This is a genomic window from Streptomyces sp. P9(2023) (genome assembly GCF_032436795.1).
Classification (GTDB): Bacteria; Actinomycetota; Actinomycetes; order Streptomycetales; family Streptomycetaceae; genus Streptomyces.
The window spans coordinates 283703-309513 of the sequence record NZ_JAUPWM010000006.1 but is presented as its reverse complement, the minus strand read 5'-3'; the positions used below and the strand labels follow the sequence as shown (position 1 = coordinate 309513).

At 71.7% G+C, this 25811-nt stretch carries 21 protein-coding genes; 18 read left to right on the top strand and 3 right to left on the bottom strand.

The genetic code is table 11. From position 1 onward, the window contains the following. Positions 1–88 precede the first annotated feature (88 nt). The 5 genes from Q5762_RS12290 to Q5762_RS12270 all read left to right on the top strand — a co-directional run bounded on the left by Q5762_RS12290 (position 89) and on the right by Q5762_RS12270 (position 5693). Positions 89–613 (top strand): ATP-binding protein, encoded by a 525-nt coding sequence (locus Q5762_RS12290; protein WP_315892056.1) that lies wholly within the window; start codon positions 89–91, stop codon positions 611–613. 84 nt (positions 614–697) lie between these two features. Then, entirely contained in the window at positions 698–1966 is a 1269-nt protein-coding gene (locus Q5762_RS12285; protein WP_315892055.1) for a hypothetical protein, read from the top strand. 52 nt (positions 1967–2018) lie between these two features. After that, positions 2019–2474 (top strand): hypothetical protein, encoded by a 456-nt coding sequence (locus Q5762_RS12280; RefSeq protein ID WP_315892054.1) that lies wholly within the window; start codon positions 2019–2021, stop codon positions 2472–2474. A gap of 19 nt (positions 2475–2493) precedes the next feature. Then, positions 2494–3390, top strand: coding sequence for an oxygenase MpaB family protein (locus tag Q5762_RS12275; RefSeq protein ID WP_315892053.1), 897 nt, complete (start codon positions 2494–2496; stop codon positions 3388–3390). Beyond that, positions 3372–5693: a tetratricopeptide repeat protein gene (locus tag Q5762_RS12270; RefSeq protein WP_315892052.1), complete on the top strand. Its 2322-nt coding sequence runs from the start codon at positions 3372–3374 to the stop codon at positions 5691–5693. Before Q5762_RS12275 ends, Q5762_RS12270 begins: the two co-directional genes overlap by 19 nt. A gap of 34 nt (positions 5694–5727) precedes the next feature. On the opposite strand, the gene Q5762_RS12265 is transcribed toward Q5762_RS12270, so the two are convergent. Beyond that, positions 5728–5979, bottom strand: coding sequence for a hypothetical protein (locus Q5762_RS12265; RefSeq protein ID WP_315892051.1), 252 nt, complete (start codon positions 5977–5979; stop codon positions 5728–5730). 122 nt (positions 5980–6101) lie between these two features. Here Q5762_RS12265 and Q5762_RS12260 point away from each other — a divergent pair, with 122 nt between their 5' ends. From Q5762_RS12260 to Q5762_RS12240, 5 genes are all read left to right on the top strand, one after another. Beyond that, entirely contained in the window at positions 6102–7640 is a 1539-nt protein-coding gene (locus tag Q5762_RS12260; RefSeq protein WP_315892050.1) for an NAD(P)/FAD-dependent oxidoreductase, read from the top strand. A gap of 217 nt (positions 7641–7857) precedes the next feature. Continuing rightward, entirely contained in the window at positions 7858–8886 is a 1029-nt protein-coding gene (gene tdh / locus Q5762_RS12255; RefSeq protein WP_315892049.1) for an L-threonine 3-dehydrogenase, read from the top strand. A gap of 60 nt (positions 8887–8946) precedes the next feature. Beyond that, positions 8947–10146, top strand: a complete 1200-nt coding sequence (locus Q5762_RS12250; RefSeq protein ID WP_315892048.1) for a glycine C-acetyltransferase — start codon at positions 8947–8949, stop codon at positions 10144–10146. Positions 10147–10150: 4 nt separating this feature from the next. Next, a complete protein-coding gene (locus tag Q5762_RS12245) occupies positions 10151–11059 on the top strand; it encodes a LysR family transcriptional regulator (protein ID WP_315892047.1) in 909 nt (302 codons plus the stop codon). Positions 11060–11138: 79 nt separating this feature from the next. Beyond that, positions 11139–12032 (top strand): proline iminopeptidase-family hydrolase, encoded by an 894-nt coding sequence (locus Q5762_RS12240; RefSeq protein ID WP_315892046.1) that lies wholly within the window; start codon positions 11139–11141, stop codon positions 12030–12032. A 21-nt stretch (positions 12033–12053) separates the two neighbouring features. Here Q5762_RS12240 and Q5762_RS12235 read toward each other — a convergent pair whose 3' ends face one another. Continuing rightward, positions 12054–13754 (bottom strand): serine hydrolase, encoded by a 1701-nt coding sequence (locus tag Q5762_RS12235; protein ID WP_315892045.1) that lies wholly within the window; start codon positions 13752–13754, stop codon positions 12054–12056. A gap of 296 nt (positions 13755–14050) precedes the next feature. On the opposite strand from Q5762_RS12235, the gene Q5762_RS12230 reads away from it, so the two are divergent. The 5 genes from Q5762_RS12230 (at position 14051) to Q5762_RS12210 (ending at position 20264) form a co-directional block, all read left to right on the top strand. Then, on the top strand, positions 14051–15160 hold the full coding sequence (locus Q5762_RS12230) for a nitronate monooxygenase family protein (protein ID WP_315892044.1): 1110 nt from the start codon (positions 14051–14053) through the stop codon (positions 15158–15160). Further along, positions 15157–16734, top strand: coding sequence for an acyl-CoA synthetase (locus Q5762_RS12225; protein ID WP_315892043.1), 1578 nt, complete (start codon positions 15157–15159; stop codon positions 16732–16734). The genes Q5762_RS12230 and Q5762_RS12225 overlap by 4 nt, the downstream gene beginning before the upstream one ends. An 83-nt stretch (positions 16735–16817) precedes the next feature. Continuing rightward, positions 16818–17924 carry an ionic transporter y4hA gene (locus Q5762_RS12220; protein ID WP_315892042.1) on the top strand — a complete coding sequence of 369 codons (1107 nt, stop codon included), beginning with the start codon at positions 16818–16820 and terminating at the stop codon, positions 17922–17924. A gap of 72 nt (positions 17925–17996) precedes the next feature. Next, positions 17997–19496 carry a fatty acyl-CoA synthetase gene (locus Q5762_RS12215; RefSeq protein ID WP_315892041.1) on the top strand — a complete coding sequence of 500 codons (1500 nt, stop codon included), beginning with the start codon at positions 17997–17999 and terminating at the stop codon, positions 19494–19496. Between the two features lie 36 nt (positions 19497–19532). Further along, positions 19533–20264 carry a hypothetical protein gene (locus tag Q5762_RS12210; protein ID WP_315892040.1) on the top strand — a complete coding sequence of 244 codons (732 nt, stop codon included), beginning with the start codon at positions 19533–19535 and terminating at the stop codon, positions 20262–20264. Between the two features lie 72 nt (positions 20265–20336). On the opposite strand, the gene paaK is transcribed toward Q5762_RS12210, so the two are convergent. Beyond that, entirely contained in the window at positions 20337–21623 is a 1287-nt protein-coding gene (gene paaK / locus Q5762_RS12205) for a phenylacetate--CoA ligase PaaK (RefSeq protein WP_315892039.1), read from the bottom strand. Between the two features lie 372 nt (positions 21624–21995). On the opposite strand from paaK, the gene Q5762_RS12200 reads away from it, so the two are divergent. The 3 genes from Q5762_RS12200 to Q5762_RS12190 all read left to right on the top strand — a co-directional run bounded on the left by Q5762_RS12200 (position 21996) and on the right by Q5762_RS12190 (position 25574). After that, a complete protein-coding gene (locus tag Q5762_RS12200; RefSeq protein ID WP_315892038.1) occupies positions 21996–23423 on the top strand; it encodes a family 2B encapsulin nanocompartment shell protein in 1428 nt (475 codons plus the stop codon). A 31-nt stretch (positions 23424–23454) separates the two neighbouring features. After that, complete coding sequence (locus Q5762_RS12195) at positions 23455–24636, top strand: family 2 encapsulin nanocompartment cargo protein terpene cyclase (RefSeq protein WP_315892037.1); 1182 nt, start codon at positions 23455–23457, stop codon at positions 24634–24636. 80 nt (positions 24637–24716) lie between these two features. Continuing rightward, complete coding sequence (locus Q5762_RS12190; RefSeq protein ID WP_315892036.1) at positions 24717–25574, top strand: geranyl diphosphate 2-C-methyltransferase; 858 nt, start codon at positions 24717–24719, stop codon at positions 25572–25574. The last annotated feature ends 237 nt before the right edge of the window (positions 25575–25811 follow it).

Below are 25811 nucleotides of genomic sequence, written 5' to 3'. Positions count from 1 at the left end.
TTTGTCTTCACACACTGACCAACGGGCGCCCTTCGCCATGGTCGCGACCAGGACGAACATTGGACTCAATCATCTAGCGTGGCCTCCCATGATCGTATGGCTCAACGGCACTCACGGCGCGGGCAAGACCACGACCAGTGCGCTCGTGCGGCAACTGATCCCGGATTCACGGGTGTTCGACGCCGAGAAGGTCGGCGAGACACTCATGGACATCACGCCGGGGCTGCCCGCGACGGACAACTTCCAGCACTGGCCGCCGTGGCGGCCGCTCGTGGTCGAGACCGCCCGCCGCGTACTCGACTACACCGGCGGCACCCTCGTGATGCCCATGACCGTCCTGGTCGAGCAGTACTGGCGCGAGATCAGCACAGGCCTCGCCGAACATGCCATTCCGGTACGGCACTTCGTCCTCCATGCCGACCAGGACACCCTCCGCCGGCGCATCGTCGGCGACACCGTTCTGGGCCCCAACTCCCCGTTCCGTCTCCACTACCTTGAGCCCTACGCCGAGGCGGCCCGCGCGTGGCTGCACGCCGAGGCCGAGGTCGTCGATACCACGCACCTCACGCCGGCCCAGGCCGCCCTGCGGATCGCAGAGGCCGTCAAGAGCTGAGGTCCGCCCGCCGCGGGCTCTGAGAGACTGTCGCCCGGCATGATCAGGAACCATGATCATGCGGAGCGAGAAGGAGCCGCGCAGTTGAGCGTCAGTGTCGCAGGACAGATAGACATAGCAGGACCGGTGGGCAAGCTGCTCCACCGTCGCCCGCTCAAGAACAGTACCGTCATGCAGTCGTTCGCCTTCGACCCCGTGTCAGGTGACGTCTTCGTGCTGCAGATCATGGAGGGCGGGATCCAGCTTCCCGGCGAGTCCACCGCGCCCGCCTGGGCGCAGCGGACCGCGCAGGGCGATCTCTGCGTCACGCGGCTCAAGGAGTCCGGCACGATCGCCGGGCACATGTACCTGCGCGGCTTCGGACACGGCGTCAACCTCGGCGTGGAGAACCGCGCCGGAGTCGTCCGGCTGTGGACCGAGACGGCATCGATCGAGAACAGCAAGAACGAGGGCTTCGGCTCGGCCGTGACCAGCTTCGAGTTCCGCTCCGGAACCGTCCTCGACCACGGCTCCGCGCTGCACACCCCGCCGTACACGCCCGACCCGGCCGCCCGCTTCATCACCCCCACCGTCGACCACAGCGCCAACGAGATCGTCGTGCGCTTCTCGCTCGGCGGCGGGATGCACTGGGAGCGGTACGACCTGACCAAGGCCGCCGCCGGTGTGTGGGAGCCCCTGCAGCGGATCACTCCCGCCCTCCCCGCGGGCGTCTTCCAGGGGTACGCCTCCCACAGCGGCGTGCTGTACACGTACCAGGGCGAGTACCTCTCGGCCGCCAACCCGCTGCCCGGCAACACGTACATCACTGCGATCGAGTGGGCCACCGGAACCGTCCTGGACCGGCAGCACATCACGGCCGGGCCCGGCCTCGCGTACCGCGAGCCCGAGGGCATGGCCGTCTCCGTGCGCTCCGGTGTGCCGCACCTCCACTTCGGCTTCGCCTGTGAGGACCCCGGCCCGCGCACCTGCACCATCATGTCGCTCTCCGCGGCCCCCGAGACCGACGGCGTGAAAGTCCTCACCGACTGGCGGCCCCTCACCCTCGCCGCCGGCGTCACCGCCGACGGCAACGCGCCCCAGGGCCGGCTCATCAGCCTCGCGGGAACGACGACGCTTCAGCTCAGCGGCGGCGTCAAGGGCACCTTCGACGCCGACGTCGTCATCGCGACCCTCCCCGACGCACTGACGCCGAGCATGCCGGCCCGCGCCAACGTGCCCCGCAACAACAACGGCGGCTACTGCGTCGCGCGCGTGGAGGCCGACAGCGACCGCGAGCTGCGGCTGTACGGCGGCCGCAGCACCAACGCCATCACCTGGGCGCAGCTGGACAGCTTCAGCGCCGTGTGGCGCTGACCCCCTCTCCCTCTTCCCTCACTCTCCCCGCTGGCCAAGGAGCCGATCCGCCATGTCCAAGATCACCAACCGCCGCAGCGTCCTCGGCGCCGTCCTCGCCCTGCCCGCCGCCGCTGCCACCGGCAGTCTGATCGCCGCCACCCCGGCCGCCGCGGCCGGCGGCGTCGTCGCCGATGCCTGGACCGACCTCGTCCTGGAGCCCGGCGTCACCGCCCAGGCGGGCGCCACCCCGCAGGTCCGCCTCATCACCCTGGCCGACACCACCTACCTCCAGGCCCGCGGCGCCATCACCTGCAACCTCGCCGCCGACACCAAGATCGCCACGCTGCCCGCCGGCCTCAAGCCCACCTGGTACGTCCGCGCCACCGCGCCGCGCAACAACAGCCAGGGCATCAACTCCTGTCGCTTCGAGGTCAACACCGCCGGCGCCGTCAGCATCTACGGCGGGAACAGCGGCAACCCGATCACCTGGGTCCAGTTCGACTCCGTCCAGACGATCTGGCGCTGACGCACGTAGCCTGAACCGTATGAGGCAGGACGCCGACCCCGGACTCTTCGGTCCCGACTCCGTCACCTGGCAGCTGCACGGCGACCCGGTGATGTGGATCGCCGGGGTCCGCGCCCTGTACCTCCAGGCGCTCCACCCCGTCGCCGTGCGCGGAGTCATGATCAACAGTGACTTCCGCCGCGACGCCTGGGGCCGGCTGCTGCGGACGGCGAACTTCGTCGGAACGATCAGTTACGGCACCACCGAGGCCGCCGAGGCCGCCGGCGCCCGCGTGCGGAAGATACACCGGCTCCTCGGAGTCGACGACCCCGAGCTCCTCCGCTGGGTGCACTGCGCCGAGGTCGACTCGTACCTCTCCGTCGCCCGCCGCTCCGGCATCCCCCTCACCGACGGCCAGGCGGACCGCTACCTCGACGAACACCGCGTCTCCGCCCGGCTCGTCGGCCTCGACCCGGGCACGGTGCCCGCCACCACCGCCGAACTCGCCGCCTACTTCGACGGCCTGCGGCCCCGACTCGCCGCCGGCCCCGACGCCCGCACCGTCGACGCCTTCCTGCGCCGCCCACCGGTCAGGCCCGCCCTCGTCCCGGCGCGCGAGATCATCTGGCGGCGCGTGGCGGCACTCGCGTACAACTGCCTGCCCCTCTACGCCCATGAGCTGTACGGCAGGCCCGCGCCGCCGCCCGACACGGTGACGTACCAGCTCACCGCGACGGCCAATCTGCTGCGTTCGATTCCGGCCAGGCTCCGCTGGCGGCTGCCGCCAGGTCACATTCTGAACGCGATGGCCCGACTGGGCCCCGACGCGCGCCCCGCCCCGTACAAACTCCGCAATCAGGCCGCCATACTGGACGGGCCGGGGAGGGCGCGAGGAACATACGGGGGCGACAGCACGCGATGGCGGACACCAGGCTGATCCAGGGCCGGTACCGGCTGCACGACGTGATCGGGCGCGGCGGCATGGGCGAAGTGTGGCGTGCCACCGACGAGTCGCTCGGGCGCCGCGTCGCGGTCAAGTGCCTCAAACCGCTGGGGCCCCAGCGGGACCCGCACTTCGTGACGGTGCTGAGGGAACGGTTCCGGCGCGAGGCCCGTGTCGCCGCCTCCCTCCAGCACCGGGGAGTCACCGTCGTCCATGACTTCGGAGAGTCCGACGGGGTGCTCTTCCTCGTGATGGAACTGCTTGAGGGGCAGAACCTCAGCCAGCTCATGGAGGAGAACAAGCAGCACCCGCTCCCCGTGCAGGACGTCGTGGACATCGCCGAGCAGGTGGCCGACGCCCTCGCCTACACCCACCGCCAGGGCATCGTCCACCGCGACCTCAAGCCCGCCAACATCATGCGGCTCGGCGACGGCGGCGTGAAAATCTGCGACTTCGGGATCGCCCGCCTCGGCGACAACATCGGCTACACCTCCCAGCTCACGGGCACCGGCATCGCCATGGGCACCCCGCACTACATGTCGCCCGAGCAGATCAGCGGCGGCCAGGTCGACCACCGCAGCGACCTGTACTCGCTGGGGTGCGTGCTGTACGAGATCGCCACCGGAGCCCCGCCGTTCGACCTGGAGGACGCCTGGGCGGTCCTCGTCGGCCATCGCGACACCGCTCCCGAACCCCTGCGGACGCACCGGGCCGAGCTGCCGGACTACCTCGACCGGATCGTCCTCGACCTGCTCGCCAAGACCCCCGACGACCGGCCCACCGACGCGGGCGTCCTGCGCCGACGGATCATCTCTGCCCGCACCGGGACCGGCCCTCCGGTTCCGCCCGCGCGCGTGTCGGACGAGACCGCCATCTCGCGCCGACTGCCCTCCTGGGCACGGGGCATGACCCTCGGGCACCGCGCGACCGCCGGGTCCCTCGGGCCCCGGCCGGTGGCGTACGACCCGGTCGCCGAGCTCACGGGGGAGTGGACGACGGCGTCGCGGGTGGTTCCCCCACGGGACCGGGAGGGCGGCGAGCGGGCGGCGGCCGACGCGGGTGGTAGCGAGCGGGCTGCGGCCGATCCGGCGGGTGACGAGCGGGCCACCGGCGCGGCGGGTGGCGAGCGGGTCGCGGCTGAGCCGGCGGGTGGCGAGCGGGCCGCCGCGCCGCCGGAGCTCCTCGCCGTGCTCGCCGGCCGCCACCGGGCGGGGCTCGGCCTCGGCCGGCTCGGCCGCTGGGACGAGGCGGCGGACGTGCACCGGACCGTCGTCGAGGACCGGACCCGTGTCCTCGGCCCCGACCACCCCGACACCCTCGCCAGCCGGTACGAACTCGGCTTCACGCTCAGCAGGCTCGCCCGCCCGGCCGACGCGCTGCGCGAGTTCGTCCAGGTGTCCGGGGCGCGCGAGCGGGTCCTCGGCGCGGATCACGCCGACACGCTGGCCGCGCGCCAGGAGACGGCGTACGTCCTGGGCCGGCTCGGGCGGCACGTCGAGGCGCACCAGGTGTACGTGACGGTGCTCGCCTCGCGCGAGCGCACCATGGGTCCGGACCACCCCGACACCCTGCGCTGCCGCCACAACCTGGCCTTCAACCTGGGCCGGCTGGGGCGCCTGGAGGAGTCGTACCGGATGGCCGCGGAGGTCGCCGAGGCGCGCGGCCGGCTGCTCGGCGACGACCACCCCGACACCCTGGTGACGCGGTACGAAGTGGCGTACAACCTGGGCCGGTTGGGGCGCTGGGCGGAGGCGCTGGCCGCGTACCGGGAGGTCGCGGAGGCGCGGGGCGCCGTCCTGGGCCAGGACCATCCCGACACGCTCGCCGCCCGCTACGAGGTCGGCATCTGCCTGGGCCGGGTCGGCCGCAGCGGCGACGCGCTGGAGCTCTACCGCGACCTGGTGGCCGCCCGCACCCGGGTGCTCGGCCCCGAAGACCCCGAGACCTTGCGCGCCCGCCACGGCCTCGGCGTCAACCTCGGCCGCCTCTCGCGCTGGGAGGAGGCCGTCGAAGAGGCCCGCGAGGTGTGCGCGATCCGTGAGCGGGTCCTCGGCGCCGACCACCCGGACACCCTCGTCAGCCGCCGCGAGATCGCCGTCGGCCTGGGCTGGCTGGCGCGCTGGCCGGACGCCCTCACCGTCTACCGCCAGGTCGCCGAGGCCCGCGAACGCACCCTCGGCCCCGACCACCCCGACACCCTGTCGAGCCGCCAGGACGAGGCCCACTGCCTCGAACGCCTCGGCCGCCACACGGAGGCCGCGGAACTCTACCGCCGCGCGGCGGCGCTACGCGGCTGAGGCCGCACTTCTCGGGCCCCAGCCGCCGCTGCCCTCAGCTCATGCCCGCGGCACCGTCCGGACCCTGTCGGCGGCCGTCGCGTACGGCCGTTGCCGCCGTCCAGGCGCGGGCCCCGAGGTTGCGGGTCGTCAGGCCGGGGCGTGTCGCGGGGACGAGGAGGGACGCGGCGCGGCGGACGTGGCGTTGCTTCGGGCCCACGCGGGTGCGGTGGACGGACTCGTAGCGGCGGAAGGTGGCGGAGTGGTCGCCGGGCGTGGCAGCCAGTTCGGCGGCCAGCGTGTGCACCGCTCATGGCCATCGAGCCGCCGTCCGCGAACAGCGAGATGGGTGCGACGAATGATGAGACGGCGGAGCGCGACGCGCGTCCGCAGGGTTCCCCGGGCGATCTTCGCGTGTTAGCAAGAGGCATGACCGCACAGCACTCGTACGACGCCGTCATCGTCGGCGGTGGCCACAACGGACTGGTCGCCGCCGCCTACCTGGCCCGCGCCGGACGCACCGTCCTCGTTCTGGAGCGCCTCGGCGCCACCGGCGGCGCCGCCGTGTCCACCCGGCCCTTCGCCGGGGTCGACGCCCGGCTCTCCCGCTACTCCTACCTGGTCTCGCTCCTGCCCGGGAAGATCGTGCGCGAGCTGGGGCTGCGGTTCGCCGTGCGGAAACGGTCCATCTCCTCGTACACCCCGAAGGGCGACGGCGGCCTGCTCGTCGGCGGCGGAGCGGACCGTACGCGCGCCTCCTTCGCGGCCGTCACCGGCTCCGACCACGCGTACGAGGCCTGGCAGGCGTTCTACGGGCGTACGGCACAGGTCGCCGAGCGGGTCTTCCCCACGCTCACCGAGCCGCTGCCCACTCGCGCCGAACTCCAGGCCCGCGTCGGCGACGAGACCTCCTGGCGGATGCTCTTCGAGCAGCCCATCGGCGTCGCCGTCGAGGAGACCTTCACCGACGACCTCGTCCGGGGCGTCGTCCTCACCGACGCGCTCATCGGCACCTTCGCCGACGCCCACGACCCCTCGCTGCTCCAGAACCGCTGCTTCCTCTACCACGTCATCGGCGGCGGCACCGGCGACTGGGACGTCCCCGTCGGCGGCATGGGCGCCCTCACCGATGCGCTCGCGGACGCCGCCCGCGCGGCCGGCGCCGAGATCCGTACCGGCCACGAGGCCGTCCGGATCGAGACCGACGGCCCCCGCGCCGAGGTCACCTACCGCACGGCGGAGGGGGAGGGCGTGGTCGCGGCCGAGCACGTCCTCGTCAACGCCTCGCCGCAGGCCCTCGCCGACCTCCTCGGCGAGACGCCCCCGCAGCCCGCCGAAGGCGCCCAGCTCAAGGTCAACATGCTGCTCACCCGGCTGCCCCGGCTGCGCGACCGTTCCGTCGACCCGCGCGAGGCGTTCGCCGGGACCTTCCACATCGCCGAGGGATACGGCCAGTTGGCCAGCGCCTACGCCGAGGCCGCCGCCGGCCGCCTGCCCAGCGCGCCGCCCTCCGAGATCTACTGCCACTCACTGACCGACCCGAGCATCCTCGGCCCGGAACTCGCCGCCCAGGGCCACCAGACCCTCACCCTCTTCGGGCTGCACACCCCCGCCCGGCTCTTCGCATCCGACAACGACGGCGCCCGGGCGGCCCTCCTCAAGGCGACCCTCGCCGAACTCGACGCGGTCCTCGACGAGCCGATCGCCGACTGCCTCGCCCTCGACGCCGACGGCAGGCCCTGCATCGAGGCGAAGACCCCACTCGACCTCGAACGCGACCTGAGGCTGCCCGGCGGCCACATCTTCCACCGCGACCTCTCCTTCCCCTACGGGGAAGAGGGCACCGGCCGCTGGGGCGTCGAGACCGGCCACGCCAACGTCCTGCTCTGCGGCGCGGGCGCCGTCCGGGGCGGCGGGGTCAGCGGCATCCCCGGCCACAACGCGGCGATGGCGGCGCTCGGACGGTGACACGCCGGGACGTCGGCACGCCCGGACGTCGGCACGCCCGGACGTTGACGTTCCGCCCGCTCCCGCCTGTGGCGTGAAGCTGACCTGTGACCGCGCTTAAGAAAACCTCGATGGACCCCGATGCACGTCGTACGGAAGATTCTCTTCGGGGATCTTGGGCGCGAACCCGCGCCCGGACCCCGAAGGTCACAGGACACGCACGTCGGGAGCCAAGGCATTGAAGGCGCTGGTCAAGCAGAAGGCGGAGCCGGGACTCTGGCTCACGGACGTGCCGGAGCCGGAGATCGGCACCGGAGACGTACTGATCAAGGTCAAGCGGACCGGTATCTGCGGCACCGACCTCCACATCCGCTCCTGGGACGGCTGGGCCCAGAAGACCATCGCGACTCCGCTGACCCTCGGTCACGAGTTCGTCGGCGAGGTCGTCGAGACCGGCCGTGACGTCGCGGACATCGCGATCGGCGACCTGGTCAGCGGTGAGGGCCACCTCGTCTGCGGCAAGTGCCGCAACTGCCTGGCCGGCCGCCGCCACCTCTGCCGCGCCACCGTCGGCCTCGGCGTCGGCCGCGACGGCGCGTTCGCCGAGTACGTGGCCCTGCCCGCGGCCAACGTCTGGGTGCACCGCGTCCCGGTCGACCTCGACGTCGCCGCGATCTTCGACCCCTTCGGCAACGCCGTGCACACCGCGCTCTCCTTCCCGCTCGTCGGCGAGGACGTCCTCGTCACCGGCGCGGGCCCGATCGGCATCATGGCCGCCGCGGTCGCCAAGCACGCCGGCGCGCGCCACGTCGTCATCACCGACGTCAGCGAGGAGCGTCTCGACCTCGCCCGTAAGGCGGGCGTCTCGCTCGCCCTGAACGTCGCCGAGACGACGATCGCCGACGGCCAGCGCACGCTGGGCCTCAAGGAGGGCTTCGACGTCGGCCTGGAGATGTCCGGCAACCCGCGCGCGATGCGCGACATGGTCGCGAACATGACCAACGGCGGCAAGATCGCCATGCTGGGCCTGCCCGCGGAGGACTTCGCCGTCGACTGGGCGAAGATCGTCACCTCGATGATCACCATCAAGGGTATCTACGGCCGCGAGATGTTCGAGACCTGGTACGCGATGTCGGTCCTCCTGGAGGGTGGCCTGGACCTCGCCCCGGTGATCACCGGCCGCTACGCGTACACCGACTTCGAGGCCGCCTTCGACGACGCCGCGTCCGGCAAGGGCGGCAAGGTCATCCTCGACTGGACCGTCTGACCGCCTCCCCTCGCCCGCTTTCCTCGCGTCCGATCTCTCTAAGGAACCCAGGGACCCACCATGTTCGACTCCGTACGCGACGACATCCGCACCACCCTCGACGAGATCCGCGCCGCCGGGCTGCACAAGCCCGAGCGCGTCATCGGCACACCGCAGTCCGCGACGGTCGCCGTCACCGCCGGCGGGCAGCCCGGCGAGGTGCTGAACTTCTGCGCCAACAACTACCTCGGGCTCGCCGACCACCCCGAGGTCGTCGCCGCCGCCCACGAGGCGCTCGACCGCTGGGGCTACGGCATGGCGTCCGTGCGCTTCATCTGCGGTACGCAGGAGGTGCACAAGGAGCTGGAGGCCCGGCTGTCCTCCTTCCTCGGCCAGGAGGACACGATCCTCTACTCCTCCTGCTTCGACGCCAACGGCGGCGTCTTCGAGACCCTGCTCGGTCCCGAGGACGCGGTCATCTCCGACGCCCTCAACCACGCCTCGATCATCGACGGCATCCGCCTCTCCAAGGCCCGCCGCTTCCGCTACGCCAACCGCGACATGGCCGACCTGGAGCAGCAGCTCAAGGAGGCCACCGAGGGCGGCGCCCGGCGCAAGCTGATCGTCACCGACGGCGTGTTCTCCATGGACGGCTACGTCGCCCCGCTCGGCGACATCTGCGACCTGGCCGAGCGCTACGACGCCATGGTCATGGTCGACGACTCGCACGCCGTCGGCTTCGTCGGCCCCGGCGGCCGCGGCACCCCCGAGCTGCACGGCGTCATGGACCGCGTCGACATCATCACCGGCACCCTCGGCAAGGCCCTCGGCGGTGCCTCCGGCGGCTACGTCGCCGCCCGCGCCGAGATCGTCGCCCTGCTGCGCCAGCGCTCGCGCCCGTACCTCTTCTCCAACACCCTCGCTCCGGTCATCGCCGCCGCCTCCCTCAAGGTCCTCGACCTGCTCGAGTCGGCCGGTGACCTGCGCGAGCAGCTGCGCGCCAACACCGAGCTCTTCCGCACCCGCATGACGGCGGAGGGCTTCGACATCCTCCCCGGCGACCACGCCATCGCCCCCGTGATGATCGGCGACGCCTCGGAGGCCGGTCGCATCGCGGAGCTGCTCCTGCAGCGCGGCGTGTACGTGATCGGCTTCTCGTACCCGGTCGTTCCGCAGGGCGCGGCCCGGATCCGCGTCCAGCTCTCGGCGGCGCATTCGTCCGATGATGTGAACCGGGCTGTGGACGCGTTCGTCGACGCGCGCGCCGCCCTGCGAGACTAGGGGCATGATCGAAGCGCGGCGGCTGCACATTCTCCGGGCGGTGGCCGACCACCGTACGGTCACGGCGGCTGCCGCCGCGCTCTATCTCACCCCCTCCGCGGTCTCGCAGCAGCTCGCCGCCCTGGAGCAGGAGACCGGCCACCGGCTGGTCGAGCGCAACGCCCGCGGGGCCCGGCTCACCCCGGCCGGCGAGATCCTGCTCAGCCACGCCAACGCAGTCCTCGCCCAGCTGGAGCGCGCCGAGTCCGAACTCGCCGCGTACGGATCGGGCGAGGCCGGCACGGTCACGGTGGCCGCCTTCGCCACCGGCATCGGCCTGGTCGTCGCCCCGGCGATCACGGGTCTCGCCCGTACCTCGCCCGGTATCCGGGTGCGCGTACGGGACGCGGAGGGCGACGAGAGCCTGCTGATGGTCCTGGATCGCCAGGTCGACGTGGCCGTGGCCGTCGAGTACCGGGGCGCGCCCGGTGAGGACGACGCCCGGCTGACCCGCGTCCCGCTGTACGCGGAGCCCTTCGATGCCGTCCTGCCGCTCGACCACCCCCTGGCGCAGGGCGGGCAGGTCGCCCTCGGCGATCTCGCCAAGGACGCCTGGATCGGCCAGTCCGCCGGCAACCCGTGCCATGACGTGACCGTCCTGGCCTGCGAGTACGCCGGTTTCGCCCCACGCCTGGAGCACTCCTCCGACGACTTCCGCGCGGTCGTCGCCCTCGCCTCGGCGGGCGCGGGCGTCGCGCTCGTACCGCGCTCGGCGCTGCGGGGCACGGCGTCGGACGAGGTGGCGATCCGCCCGGTGGACGGCGTGGCCCCCACCCGCCGTGTCTTCGCGGCGGTACGCCGTGGAGCGGAGAACCACCCCCTGATCAGCCCGGTCCTCGCGGCCCTGCGGGACGCGGCGGGGCCCGGGATCTGAGCGCGGCCGGCCGCATGGCGCGGCCGTCCCCGGCCTGCCCATGATGGAAGGGGTGCCGGATCTCCTCAGGAGGCGCGCCATGGCCGTCACCGAAGGCACTGTGCCGTTCCGCGGGTTCCACACCTGGTACCAGGCCGTGGGCGACCTGCCCGATCGGGGCGGGAAGCTGCCGCTGCTCGTGATCAACGGCGGACCGGGCTGCCCGCACGACTATCTCCAGGATCTCGCGGCCCTCTCCGAGGGCGATGGGCGGACCGTCGTCTTCTACGACCAGTTCGGCTGCGGGAAGTCCGAGCACGCGGACGCCCCCGCCCTGTGGGTGATGGACACATTCGTGGACGAGGTCGACGCCGTACGGCGGGCGCTCGGACTCGACCGCGTGCATCTCTACGGCCACTCCTGGGGCAGCCAGGTGGCACTGGAGTACGTGCTCACCAGGCCGTCCGGGGTGGCCGCCCTCGTCCTGGCCGGCCCGCTGGCCAGCGCACCCGCCTACGAGGCCGAGGCGCGGCGGCTCAAGGACTCCCTTCCCGCGAAGGTGCGGGAAGTCATCGACCGGTGCGAGGCGGAGGGCACCACCGACGACGACGCCTATATGGAGGCCACCATGGCCTTCTACCAGCGGTGGCTCTGTCGCCTCGACCCCTGGCCCGAGCACCTGATGCGCTCCTTCATGAACTGGCGCCCGGACGTGTACGAGGCCATGTGGGGCGCGGAGTGGAACGTCACCGGCAACCTGAAGGACTGGGACGTCACCGACCGCCTCGGCGAGCTGGACCTGCCCGTGCTCGTGACCTCGGGGCGTCACGACGTGACGACCCCGGCGGTGGTCCGCCCGATCGCCGAGGGCATCCAGGGCGCCGAGTGGGTCCTGTTCGAGCGGAGCGCCCACCTGCCCTCGGCCGAGGAGCCGGAGCACTACCGTGAGGTCGTCGAGTTGTTCCTCTCCTCGGTGGAAGCGGAAGAGCGCTGAACGCCGGGGTCCCGGGCGCACTCAGTCCGCCGACCGGCTCCACCCGACCGTCTCGATCCGGCCCACGTCGGCCGGCCGCGCCTCGTCGAACAGCGGGCGCCCCGAAGCGTCGAGGACCCGCAGCCCGTCCACGTACACCCCGCGCCCGACATAGCGCTGGTCCGTCGTGTACCGCCAGCGCAGGCGTACGGAAGCGGAGGCCGTGGCCGGCAGGTCGGCCGTCAGCTCGTGCCAGACCCGCCCCGACCAGCCGCTCACCGACCCCGCCGGGTGCGGCTGCGGCTCCTGCCCTTTCCGTACGGTGGTGAACGGCACCGGCCCCCAGTTCGCGCCGCCGTCCGTGGAGGCCTCCAGATGGGCGGCGTCCGCACCAGGCTCGGTGTCCCACCACAGCGCGCACTCCACGCGCGCCGTGCCCGGCACCGGCGGCAGGGTCAGCGTCGCGGTCGTCGCACTCGCCATGCCGGCGAACCAGGAAGTCCGGCCCCGCGCCGGGCGGACCGGGACGGCGCGGGCCAGGTGGTCGGCGGCGGCGACCCGGGGCGCCGAGCCGGAGCGCCAGGAACGGACCGGGTGGACCGAGTTGCCGAGGACGATGAGGAACGCGTCGGTGGTCGGGTCCAGGACGAGGCTGGTGCCGGTGAAGCCGGTGTGGCCCGCCGTGCGCGGGGTGGCCATCGCGCCCATGTACCAGTGCTGGTAGAGCTCGAAGCCGAGGCCGTGCTCGTCGCCTGGGAACGCTGTGTTGAAGTCGGTGAACATCAGCTCCACGGACTCGGGGGACAGGATGCGCGTGTTTCCGTACGCGCCGCCGTTGAGCAGTGTGCGTGCGAGGACCGCGAGGTCCCAGGCGCAGGAGAAGACACCGGCGTGCCCGGCGACTCCGCCCAGGCTGTACGCGTTCTCGTCGTGGACCTCGCCCCACACCATGCCCCGGTCGAGACCGGACCACGGCAGCCGGGCGTCCTCCGTGGCCGCGATCTTCGGCCGCCAGGAGAGCGGGGGATTGAATCGAGTGCGGTGCATCCCGAGCGGAGCGGTGATCTCGGTTCGGAGCAGTGTGTCCAGAGTGAGACCGGTGATCTCCTCCAGGATCAACTGCAGCGCGATCAGGTTCAGATCCGAGTACAGATACCTGGTCCCCGGCGCGTTCGCCGGTACCTCCTCCCACAGCAGCCGCAGCTTCCCCTCCCGCGTCGGCTCCTTGTACAGCGGGATCCAGGCGCGGAACCCCGAGGTGTGGGTGAGCAGCTGACGGACCGTGACATCCTGCTTACCGCCGCCCCCGAACTCCGGCAGATACGCCGTGACCTTCGCCTCCAACTCCAGCGCACCGCGCTCGATCTGCTGCACCGCCAGGATCGAGGTGAAGAGCTTGGAGACCGAGGCCAGGTCGAAGACCGTGTCCTCGGCCATCCGGATCTGCCGGTCCGCCGGCAGTTCGACCCCGGTGTCCGTCGTCTCGTCGTACGCCGCGTACCGCACCGCATGCCCGATCGGCCGGTGCAGCGCGACCGTCCCGCCGCGCCCCGCGAGCAGCACCGCGCCCGCGTACCAGGGGTGTCGGGGCGACGGCCCGAGGAACGTCTCGGCGTCGGCGACCAGCCGGTCCAGGTGCTCGGGCAGCAGCCCGGCCCGCTCGGCGGACCCGGGCCGCAGGGTGGTCCGGCCTCCGCCCCGGGGCGTGGAGGCCGCGGCGGCCCCCGGAATCGAGCCGACCATCACCGCACCTCCCAGGGCGAGCAGCCGGCCGCCGAACGCCCGGCGACCGATTCCCCGGCCCGTCCCTCCGGGAGTCGCACCCGCACCCGCAACCGAACCCGCGCTCCCCGCCGATTCCTCCGTCATTCCTACCCTCTCCCATGCCGCTGAAAGAAACCTTCGGCCACACGCGCAACGCCTGAAACTTTCTTACCGGGGTGGGTGTCGGTCAAGGAAGCGGGCGGCGCCACAAAGAATCTGACACAGCATCAGAAAATCTCTTCCCTCGGCCGATCCGCTGCGGCATCCTGCCGCTCATGAAGACGGAGCTGAGCCAAAAACTGGGGATCGAGCACGCCATCTTCGGCTTCACGCCCTTCCCCGCGGTGGCCGCCGCCATCACCAGAGCCGGCGGGTTCGGCGTCCTCGGCGCGGTGCGCTACACCGCCCCCGACGACCTCGCCCGCGACCTCGACTGGATGCAGGACCACACCGAAGGCCTGCCCTACGGCCTCGACGTCGTCATGCCCGCGAAAAAGGTCGAGGGGGTCAGCGAGGCCGACGTCGAGGCGATGATCCCCGAGGGGCACCGCGAGTTCGTCCGGACCACCCTCGCCAAGCACGGCGTCCCCGAACTCGCCGAGGGCGAGACCTCCGGCTGGCGCATCACCGGCTGGATGGAACAGGTCGCCCGCAACCAGCTCGACGTCGCCTTCGACTACCCCATCAAGCTCCTCGCCAACGCCCTCGGCTCCCCGCCCGCCGACATCGTCCAGCGCGCCCACGACCACGACGTCCTCGTCGCCGCGCTGGCCGGCAGCGCCCGGCACGCCCGCCACCACGCCGAGGCCGGCATCGACGTCGTCGTCGCCCAGGGGTACGAGGCGGGTGGCCACACCGGCGAGATCGCCTCCATGGTCCTCACGCCCGAGGTCGTCGACGCCGTCTCCCCGCTGCCCGTCCTCGCCGCCGGCGGCATCGGCAGCGGCGAACAGATCGCCGCCGGACTCGCGCTGGGCGCCCAGGGCGTCTGGCTCGGCTCCCTCTGGCTCACCACCACCGAGGCCGACCTCCACTCCCGCGCGCTGACCGCCAAGCTCCTCGCCGCCGGTTCCGGCGACACCGTCCGCTCCCGCGCCCTCACCGGCAAGCCCGCCCGCCAGCTGCGCACCGAGTGGACCGACGCCTGGGACGACCCGGACGGACCCGGCACGCTGCCCATGCCCCTCCAGGGACTGCTGGTCGCCGAGGCCGTCTCCCGTATCCAGAAGTACGAGGTCGAGCCGCTGCTCGGCACCCCGGTCGGACAGATCGTCGGCCGGATGAACGCCGAACGCAGCGTCCAGCAGGTCTTCGACGAGCTCACCCGCGGCTTCGAGCGGGCCGTGGACCGCATCAACCGCATCGCGGGAAGGAGCGCCTCATGACCGACAAGGTATGGGGGTCCCCCCGGACGAAGTCTGGGGGAGGTTTCTGGTCCCAGGCCGCCGCCGAGCCCTCCCGTACCGCCCTGATCGCACCGGACGGCGAGGAGTGGACCGCCGGGCGCCTGCACGCCGACGCCAACCGGCTCGTCCACGGGCTGCGCGCCGCCGGCCTGGAGCGCGGGGACGCGTTCGCCGTCGTCCTGCCCAACGGCGTCGAGTTCTTCGTCGCCCATCTCGCCGCCACCCAGGCCGGGTTCTACCTCGTGCCCGTCAACCACCACCTGGTCGGCCCGGAGATCGCCTGGATCGTCGCCGATTCGGGCGCCAAGGTGCTCCTCGCCCACGAGCGGTTCGCCGCCGCCGCGACGGCCGCCGCCGACGAGGCAGGCCTGCCCGCCACCCACCGGCACGCCGTCGGCGAGATCCCCGGCTTCCGCCCGTACGCCGAACTCCTCGACGGATTCAAGGAGTCCGCGCCCGAGAAGCGCACCCTCGGCTGGGTCATGAACTACACCTCGGGCACCACCGGCCGGCCGCGCGGCATCCGCCGCCCGCTGCCCGGCAAGCTCCCGGAGGAGACGTACCTCGGCGGCTTCCTCGGCATCTTCGGGATCCGGCCCCTCGACGGCAACGTGCACCTCGTCTGCTCGCCGCTCTACCACACCGCAGTGCTCCAGTTCGCGAGCGCCGCCCTGCACATCGGCCATCCGCTCGTCCTCATGGACAAGTGGACCCCCGAGGAGATGCTGCGGCTCATCGACGCGCACGCCTGCACCCACACCCACATGGTCCCCACCCAGTTCCACCGCTTGCTCGCGCTCCCGGAGGACGTACGGAGCCGGTACGACGTCTCGTCGATGCGGCACGCCATCCACGGCGCCGCGCCCTGCCCCGACCACGTCAAGCGGGCGATGATCGACTGGTGGGGCAGCTGCGTGGAGGAGTACTACGCGGCGAGCGAGGGCGGCGGCGCGTTCGCCACCGCCGAGGACTGGCTGAAGAAGCCGGGCACGGTCGGCAAGGCCTGGCCCATCAGCGAGCTCGCCGTCTTCGACGACGACGGCAACCGGCTCCCGCCCGGTGAACTCGGCACCGTCTACATGAAGATGTCGACCGGTGGATTCGCGTACCACAAGGACAAGGAGAAGACCGCGAAGAACCGCATCGGCGACTTCTTCACGGTCGGCGACCTCGGCGTCCTCGACGAGGACGGCTATCTCTTCCTCCGCGACCGCAAGATCGACATGATCATCTCGGGTGGGGTGAACATCTACCCCGCCGAGATCGAGTCGGCCCTCCTCACCCACCCGGCCGTGGCCGACGCCGCCGCCTTCGGCATCCCGCACGCCGACTGGGGCGAGGAGGTCAAGGCCGTGGTCGAACCGGCCGAGGGCCACGAGCCGGGGGAGGCGCTCGCCACCGCCATCCTGGCGCACTGCGCGGAACGGCTGGCGGGCTACAAGCGCCCCAAGTCGGTCGACTTCATCACGACGATGCCCCGCGACCCCAACGGCAAGCTGTACAAGCGGCGGCTGCGGGAGCCTTACTGGGAGGGCCACGAGCGCCCGCTCTAGTCTCCCGACCGTCGCCGGCCCCTCCACCCTGACGGCCGACCGTGCAAGTCGGACGAATGCCACGATGTGGCAGGATGCTGATCATGAGTTCGAGTACGGCGGGGCCGGCGCGGCAGTGGACGACCTGGGGGCCGGTGGTGGCGGCCGTCGCCCTCGGGCTCGCGTGGGGACGTGGTCTGCCCGGCTTCGCCGTCGGGCTCATCGCGGTCTGTCTGATCGCCGCCGTGCTCGCCGCCGTCCACCACGCGGAGGTCGTCGCCCATCGTGTCGGCGAACCCTTCGGCTCGCTCGTCCTCGCAGTCGCCGTCACCGTCATCGAGGTCGGACTGATCGTCACCCTCATGGCGGGCGGCGGCGAGAAGACCTCCACGTACGCCCGGGACACGGTCTTCGCGGCCGTCATGATCACCTGCAACGGCATCGTCGGTCTCTCGCTGCTCGTCGGAGCGCTCCGCAATCGCGTCGCCGTCTTCAACGCCGAGGGCTCGGGCGGCGCCCTCGCCACCGTCTGCACGCTCGCGACCATGACCCTGGTCCTGCCGACCTTCACGACGAGTCATGCCGGCCCCGAGTTCTCCGGGGCGCAACTGGCCTTCGCCGCCGCCTCCTCCCTCTGTCTGTACGCGGTCTTCGTCGCCGTCCAGACCTTCCGGCACCGCGACTACTTCCTGCCGGTCCCGCAGGAGGGCCGCGCGGGCGCCGAGTCCGAGGACGAGCACGCCGATCCGCCGACCAAGCAGGAGACCCTGGCCAGCCTCGGCCTCCTCGTCCTGGCGCTCGTCGCCGTCGTCGGCCTGGCCAAGCTCGTCTCGCCGACCATCGAGGACGGCGTCGAGTCCGCCGGACTGCCCAAGGCCGTCGTCGGCGTCATCATCGCCCTCATGGTGCTGGCCCCCGAGACCCTCGCCGCCGTGCGCGCCGCACGCCGGGACCGTATGCAGACCAGCCTCAACCTGGCGTACGGCTCCGCCATCGCCAGCATCGGCCTGACGATCCCGGCGATCGCGCTCGCCACCGTCTGGCTGTCCGGGCCGCTGGTCCTCGGCCTCGGGGCGGTCCACATGGTCCTGCTCGTGCTGACCGCCGTCGTGAGCGCGCTGACCGTCGTGCCCGGACGCGCCACCCTGCTCCAGGGCGGCGTCCACCTCTCGATCTTCGCCGCCTTCGTCTTCCTGTCGTTCAGCCCCTGACGCCGGGGCAGCGCAAGGCCTCTGGCCGCACCGGTACTTGACCCGGCACCACACGCCACCGAGGATCCGGTCATGGAACGACTCCTCAGCCGCACCGTCGACGGCGTCCTGCGCGCGAGCGCCCAGCGCACCCCCGAGCGGATCGCCGTACGGTACGCGGACCGCTCCTGGACCTACGCCGAGCTGGACGCGGCCGTGACGACCGCGGCCGCCGTGCTGCGGGAGCGCTACGGGCTCGCGGAACACGACCGCGTCGCGACCTACGGCCACAACTCCGACGCGTACCTCATCGCCTTCCTGGCGTGCTCGCGCGCGGACCTGATCCACGTCCCGGTCAACCACCACCTCACCGGCGAGGACCTCGACTACATCCTGCGCCAGGCCGGGTGTTCGCTCGTCCTCGCCGACCCCGCGCTCGCCGACCGGGTCCCCGCCGACCTTCCCGTACGGGCCCTGCGGGACACCGAGGACTCCTTCCTCGCCGCGCTCGCCGAACCCGACACGTACGACACCGACCGGGACGCCCGCGAGTACGTTCAACTCCTTTACACCTCGGGTACGACGGCGCTGCCCAAGGGCGCCCGGATGACGCACCGGGCGCTGGTCCACGAGTACGCCAGCGCCATCGAGGCGCTGGACCTGCGCGCCGACGACAAGCCGGTGCACTCGCTGCCGCTGTACCACTCCGCGCAGATGCACGTCTTCCTGCTGCCGTACCTCGCGGTCGGCGCCGAGAACACGATCGTGGACGGTCCGGACCCGCAGGTGCTGTTCGACCTGATCGAGGCGGGGCGCGCCGACAGCTTCTTCGCCCCGCCGACCGTCTGGATCGGCCTGTCGAACCACCCGGAGTTCGCGAGCCGCGACCTCTCCGGCCTGCGCAAGGCGTACTACGGCGCCTCGATCATGCCCGTGCCCGTCCTGGAGCGGCTGCGCGAGCGGCTGCCGGGGCTGCGCTTCTACAACTGCTTCGGCCAGTCCGAGATCGGCCCGCTCGCCACCGTCCTCGGTCCGGACGAGCACGAGGGCCGCATGGACTCCTGCGGCAGGACCGTCCGTCACGTCGAGGCCAAGGTCGTCGACGAGGACGGTACGGAGGTCCCGGACGGCACTCCCGGCGAGATCGTCTACCGCTCGCCGCAGTTGTGCGACGGCTACTGGGACAAGCCCGAGGAGACCAAGGAGGCCTTCCGCGGCGGCTGGTTCCGCTCGGGCGACCTCGCGGTGCGCGACGCCGAGGGCTACTACACCGTGGTGGACCGGGTGAAGGACGTCATCAACTCCGGGGGAGTCCTGGTCGCCTCCCGGCAGGTCGAGGACGCCCTCTACACCCACCCGGCCGTCGCCGAGGTCGCCGTCGTGGGCCTCCCCGACGACCGCTGGATCGAGGCGATCACGGCCGTCGTCGTCCCCCGTTCCGACATCACCGAGGCGGACCTGATGACCCATGCCCGCGAGAAGCTCGCCCACTTCAAGGCCCCGAAGAAGATCCTCTTCGTGGCCGAACTCCCGCGCAACGCCAGCGGCAAGATCCTCAAGCGCGAGCTCCGCGACCGCTTCGGCAAGGAGTGACGCCCGCTCAGTCCCGTAGCCCTGGCGAATGAGATCATGACCGCCGCCCCCGCGCACTGCGGGAGCGGACGGGACGGGGAGAACGTGGGTCAGGGGAAGTCGACGTACAACGTGCGGTACGGGTCGCGATGGCCGATCGTCGTGAGCCGGGGCGACGGCACGGAACGCGACGGGGGGCGGCCGGTCGGCATGCTCTGCCGCATAGCCGACGGTACGCAGGCCGTCGGCCACCGGCCGAGCGGCGGGGGTTCGATGCGCACCTTCGACGTCGTCCTCGACGCCCGGACCCCGATAGCCCGGGTGACGACCGAGCAGCCGCACGGGGTGCTCGGGAGCGCCCGGCCCGCCGTCTACCGCGTCGACGACCCGTACGGTGCCCCGCTCGGCCGGGTCACGTACCGGCGCGGCGGCTTCTTCCGGATGCGCCGGGCGCGCTGGACCGCCGAGTCGATGACGGGACTCTCCGTCCGGGGCTACCGGGGGCGCCTGCTGTGGTGGGCGCTCTGGTGGCCCGTCGGGCTGCCACTGAGCCTGATCGTGACGGTCCTGTCCATCCTCGGCGAGGGCGACGGCGGCTTCGGCTCGCCGAGCCGGGTGATCTGGCGCGACGCCTCGGGCCGGGCGCACCTGGTCTTCCGCGGCATGGCGGACGAGTACCGGGTGCTCGACGAGCGCTGGGACCCGCGTCTTGTTGCCGCGCTGCTCGGCCTGCACCAGTCGTACGACCCGTCGGAGGGCGGCGGGGCGGAGGGCTGGTACGCGTCGTGAGGGAGGGGCGGGCGGGCGGCTTGGTCCCGTACCGGGCGGCGGCCGGCTCCCGTAGTGCCCCTCCCCGCGCGGTCACTCGCTCCTGAGGTCGACGATCCGCTTGATCTTGCCCACCGACCGCTCCAGCGTCTCGGGGTCGACCACCTCGACCCCGACCGAGACGCCGATGCCGTCCTTGCAGGCCGCCGCGATCGACCGGGCGGCCTCCGTGCGCTCGTCCGGGGTGGCGTCCGGGCGGGCCTCCGCGCGGACCGTCAGGGCGTCGAGCCGGCCCTCGCGGGTCAGCTTCAGCTGGAAGTGCGGGGCGACCCCGGGCGTGCGCAGCACGATCTCCTCGATCTGGGTGGGGAAGAGGTTCACCCCGCGCAGGATCACCATGTCGTCGGTGCGGCCGGTGACCTTCTCCATCCGCCGGAACACCCGCGCCGTACCCGGCAGCAGCCGCGTCAGGTCCCGGGTGCGGTAGCGGATCACGGGCATGGCCTCCTTGGTGAGGGAGGTGAACACCAGCTCGCCCTCCTCCCCGTCCGGCAGCACCTCGCCCGTGAACGGGTCCACGATCTCGGGGTAGAAGTGGTCCTCCCAGATGTGCAGCCCGTCCTTGGTCTCCACGCACTCCTGCGCGACGCCCGGCCCCATCACCTCCGAGAGCCCGTATATGTCGACGGCGTCGATGGCGAACCGCTCCTCGATCTCCCGCCGCATCGCCTCCGTCCACGGCTCGGCGCCGAAGATGCCCACCTTCAGCGAGGTCGTCCGCGGATCCACGCCCTGCCGCTCGAACTCGTCGAGCAGCGTGAGCATGTATGAGGGCGTCACCATGATGATCTCGGGCCGGAAGTCCTGGATCAGCTGGACCTGGCGGGCCGTCATGCCGCCCGAGGCGGGGATGACCGTACAGCCGAGCCGCTCCGCGCCGTAGTGCGCCCCGAGCCCGCCGGTGAACAGGCCGTAGCCGTACGCCACATGGACCTTGTGCCCCGGTCGGCCGCCGGCCGCGCGGATCGAGCGGGCCACGACGTCGGCCCAGGTGTCCAGGTCGCGTTCGGTGTAACCGACGACGGTAGGCCGGCCGGTGGTCCCGCTGGAGGCGTGGATCCGCCGGACCTCGGACTGGTCGACCGCGAACATCCCGAAGGGGTACTGGTCCCGCAGGTCGGTCTTGGCGGTGAAGGGGAAGCGGGAGAGGTCGGCCAGCGAGCGGCAGTCGTCGGGGTGCAGCCCGGCCTTGTCGAAGGACTGCCGGTAGAAGCCCACGTTCTCGTACGCGTGCCGCAGGGTGGACCGCAACCGCTCCAGCTGGAGCGCCGCCAGCTCCTCGCGCCCGAGCCGCTCGCCGCCGTCCAGCAGATCCGTCATGCCGCGCCCCATCCCGTCACCTGACCGTGACTCGCACTCAACTCGCACCGAAGTAGCACCGAAGTGGCACCGAACTCGCACCGAAGTCGTCCCGAAACGGACGACCGATCATTCGGTAGATCCTTGCGAAGTCAGTAAATCCGGCCGGACCCGGTCCCTGGCAAGGGGGTGGCGGCGATTTTCTGACTCCGCGAGCTCGTGATCATGCTCGGTCACCGCGACGGCGGAGCGCGGACGGCGCACGAGAGGCGCTTACGCCAGGCCGAGTGCTCCTGCACGGCCACGCCGGAAGCATATGACAACGGCAACGATGCGTTAGACCTGAACGCGGAGAGTGACGAACGTCGAGAGTCCCAGGAACGGAGTCAGACCATGTCGGTCGATACGAAGCAGGCGGCGCCCGCGCCCGCCCCCTCCGCCGAGGCGCAGCAGAACCAGCTCAGCCTGAGCACCGCCGCCGCGCGCAACCTCGCGACCACCACCAAGTCCGAACCCCAGATGCAGGGCATCAGCTCCCGCTGGCTGCTCCGCAAGCTTCCGTGGGTCCACACCCCCGGCGGCACCTACCGCGTCAACCGCCGGCTCTCGTACGTCGCCGGCGACGGACGCGTGACCTTCATCAAGAACGGCTCCAAGGTGCAGGTCATCCCCGCGGAGCTGACCGAACTGCCGCTGCTGCGCGGCTTCGACGACCCGACCGCGCTCGGCGCGCTGGCCGACCGGTTCGTGCAGAAGGAGTACGAGCCCGGTCAGGTCATCGTGCACGCCGGCAAGAAGGCCGACCACGTCTTCCTGATCGCCCACGGCAAGGTCGAGAAGGTCGGCACCGGCAAGTACGGCGACGAGACCCTGCTCGGCCGCCTCGGCGACGGCGACACCTTCGGCGGCCAGGTCCTCGCAGGCGACGGCAAGTGGGAGTTCACGGCCAAGGCCGCGACGGGCGTCACGCTGCTGACCCTGCCGCAGTCGGCGTACAAGGCCATCGCCGACCAGTACGAGAGCCTCGGTGCCCATGTCCGGGGCCAGAGCGCCAACGGCCACCGCCGGCCGACCAACAAGGCGGGCGAGGCCGCCATCGAGCTCAGCGCCGGCCACATCGGCGAGGCCGTCCTGCCCGGCGCCTTCGCGGACTACGAACTCAAGCCGCGCGAGTACGAACTGAGCGTCGCCCAGACCGTCCTGAAGGTCCACAGCCGGGTCGCCGACCTCTACAACCAGCCGATGAACCAGACCCAGCAGCAGTTGCGGCTGACCATCCAGGAGCTGCGCGAGCGCCAGGAGTACGAGCTGGTGAACAACCGGGAGTTCGGGCTGCTCCACAACACGGACTTCGACCAGCGCATCCAGACCCACTCGGGACCGCCCACCCCGGACGACCTCGACGACCTGCTGAGCATGCGCAGGGGCACCCAGTACCTCTTCGCCCACCCGCGCGCCATCGCCGCCTTCGGCAAGGAATGCAACAAGCGCGGCCTCATGCTCCGCTCGGTGGAGGTCGACGGCCACGCCATCCCGGCCTGGCGCGGCGTGCCGATCCTGCCCTGCGGCAAGATCCCCGTCAGCCGGCACCAGAGCTCCTCGATCATCGCGATCCGCACCGGCGAGAACAACGAGGGCGTCATCGGTCTCCACCAGACCGGCCTGCCGGACGAGGTCGAGCCCGGCCTCAACTGCCGTTTCATGGGCATCGACGAGAAGGCGATCATCTCCTACCTGATCTCCGCCTACTACTCGGCCGCCGTCCTCGTCCCGGACGCGATCGGCATCCTGGAGAACGTCGAGGTGCGTCCGCGTGCCTGACCCCCGGACGCGCGGGACCGGGGGCTGAGCCGTGTCCGCGATCTCCCGCCTCTCCCGCACCCGGGAAGCGGCGGCGCTGGTCGACGCGGTGCTCGCCGATCCCGGACGGCCCGCCCGACCGGACCTCCTCGGCGCGCCGCCTCCGCCGGCCTCCGCGCTCCCGTACGGGCCCACCGGGCTCGGGACCTCGGCCGCCCGCGTCCTGATCCCGCAGCCGGCCACCTCCGGTGCGGCGCCCGCCTCGGGCACCCCGCCGCCGAAGGGCGTACCGACGCTGTACTGTCCGCCCGCCGTCCGCGACGACCCCGCCCTCGGCGAACTGGTCAACGAGCGCCTGGTGCTGTGGGCCGAGGAGGTCGGCATCTACCCCGGCCACCTCGACAAGGTCCGGTCGGCGAACTTCGGACGGCTGATGATGCTCGGCCACCCCGAGTCCGACGACCCCGACATGCTCCTCGCCGCCGCCAAGTGCGGGCTCGCCGAGTGGGCGGTCGACGACCACATCGTCGACTGCGAGGTGGAGGAGCCCCACCACGAGGTCCTGGGGCAGCGCCTCGCCCTCTGCCACGCCGTCATCGACCGGGCGCAGCTCCCGCTCCGGTACGCGCCCCAGCTGGAACGGGAGGTGAACGCCGACCCCGTGGCGAGGGCGCTCCGCTCGGCCCTGGACAACCTTCTCGCGTACGCCTCGACGACCCAGGTGCGCCGGCTCCGCCACGAGCTGGCCATCATGTTCGTCGCGTACAACCAGGAGGGCGTCTGGCGGACCACCGGGCAACGGCCGCCGGTCTGGGAGTACCTGATGCACCGGCACGAGAACAGCTTCGTCCCGTGCATGGTCCTGGTCGACGCCGTCGCCGGCTACGAGGTGCCCCAGGCCGAGTTCGCCGACCCCCGGGTGCGCCGCGCGTTCAATCTGGCCGGCACGGCGACCGTCCTGATGAACGACCTGTACTCGATGGCCAAGGAAGACCCCACGGACGTCAGCCTGCCCATGCTGATCGCCGCCGAGGAGCGGTGCTCCCTGGAGGAGGCGGTCACGCGCTCCGTGGAGATCCACGACGAGCTGATGCACACCTTCGAGGCCGAGGCGTCCGCCCTGGCCCGCGCCGGCTCCCCGCGGCTGTCCCGCTTCCTGGCCGGAACGTGGGCCTGGGTGGGCGGCAACCGCGAGTGGCACGCGGGCAGCGCCCGCTACCGGACCGCGGACTGACCCAGGGCGGCCGTCCCCCTCCCCGTACCACCCCTACATTCCTCCGTCCCCCCACACGAACCACGTAAGGAACCCCACGCATGACCACGACCACCCAGTCCACCGTGCTGCGTACGCCCTACCAGGAGTCCGTGGCCCGCTACTGGAACACCCACCAGCAGGACCCGGTCAATCTGCGGCTCGGCGAGATCGACGGGCTCTACCACCACCACTACGGGATCGGCGACTACGACCCCGCCGTCCTGGCCGGCCCCGAGGACACCCGGGACGCGCGGATCATCCAGGAGCTGCACCGGCTCGAGACGGCCCAGGCCGACCTGCTCCTCGACCACCTGGGAAACCGCACGCCGGACGACGTCCTCCTGGACGCGGGTTCGGGCCGCGGCGGCACGAGCATCATGGCCGAGCAGCGGTTCGGCTGCCGCGTCGACGGCGTCTCGATCTCCGAGTACCAGGTCGGCTTCGCCAACGCGCAGGCCGAGAAGCGCGGGGTCGCCGACCGGGTCCGGTTCCACTTCCGGAACATGCTGGACACCGGCTTCGCCACCGGCTCGCGCCAGGCCGTCTGGACCAACGAGACCACGATGTACGTGGATCTCTTCGAGCTCTTCGACGAGTTCTCCCGGCTCCTGGAACACGGCGGCCGGTACGTCTGCATCACCGGCTGCTCGAACGACGTGACCGGGCTCCGCTCCAAGGCGGTCAGCCGGATCGACGAGCACTACACCTGCAACATCCACCCGCGCAGCGCCTACTTCCGGGCGCTCGCGGAGAACAACCTCGTGCCCATCGAGGTCGTCGACCTGACGGCGGCGACGATCCCGTACTGGGAGCTGCGCGCGAAGTGCTCGGTGGCGACCGGCATCGAGGATCCGTTCCTCACGGCGTACAAGGAAGGCAGCTTCCACTACCTGATGATCGTCGCCGATCGGATCTGACCTTTCGGCGACCTGTCGCTGTCGGAACGGAGGCCCCGGGTGACCGCCTGGGGCTTTCCCCGTCGACCTCGCCTGCCACCGCGGTAACCGTAAGATCACACAATTGAGTGTGTTTGATCGTCTTCCCGCACGTTCTGCGCACAACGTGGGAAACCGGAGAGAACCAGAGGTCCGACCGGCGACTGTTCCCCGGCCCGGACGGACCCCCGTCAGCTCCTCCGGACGTAAAGGACCCCC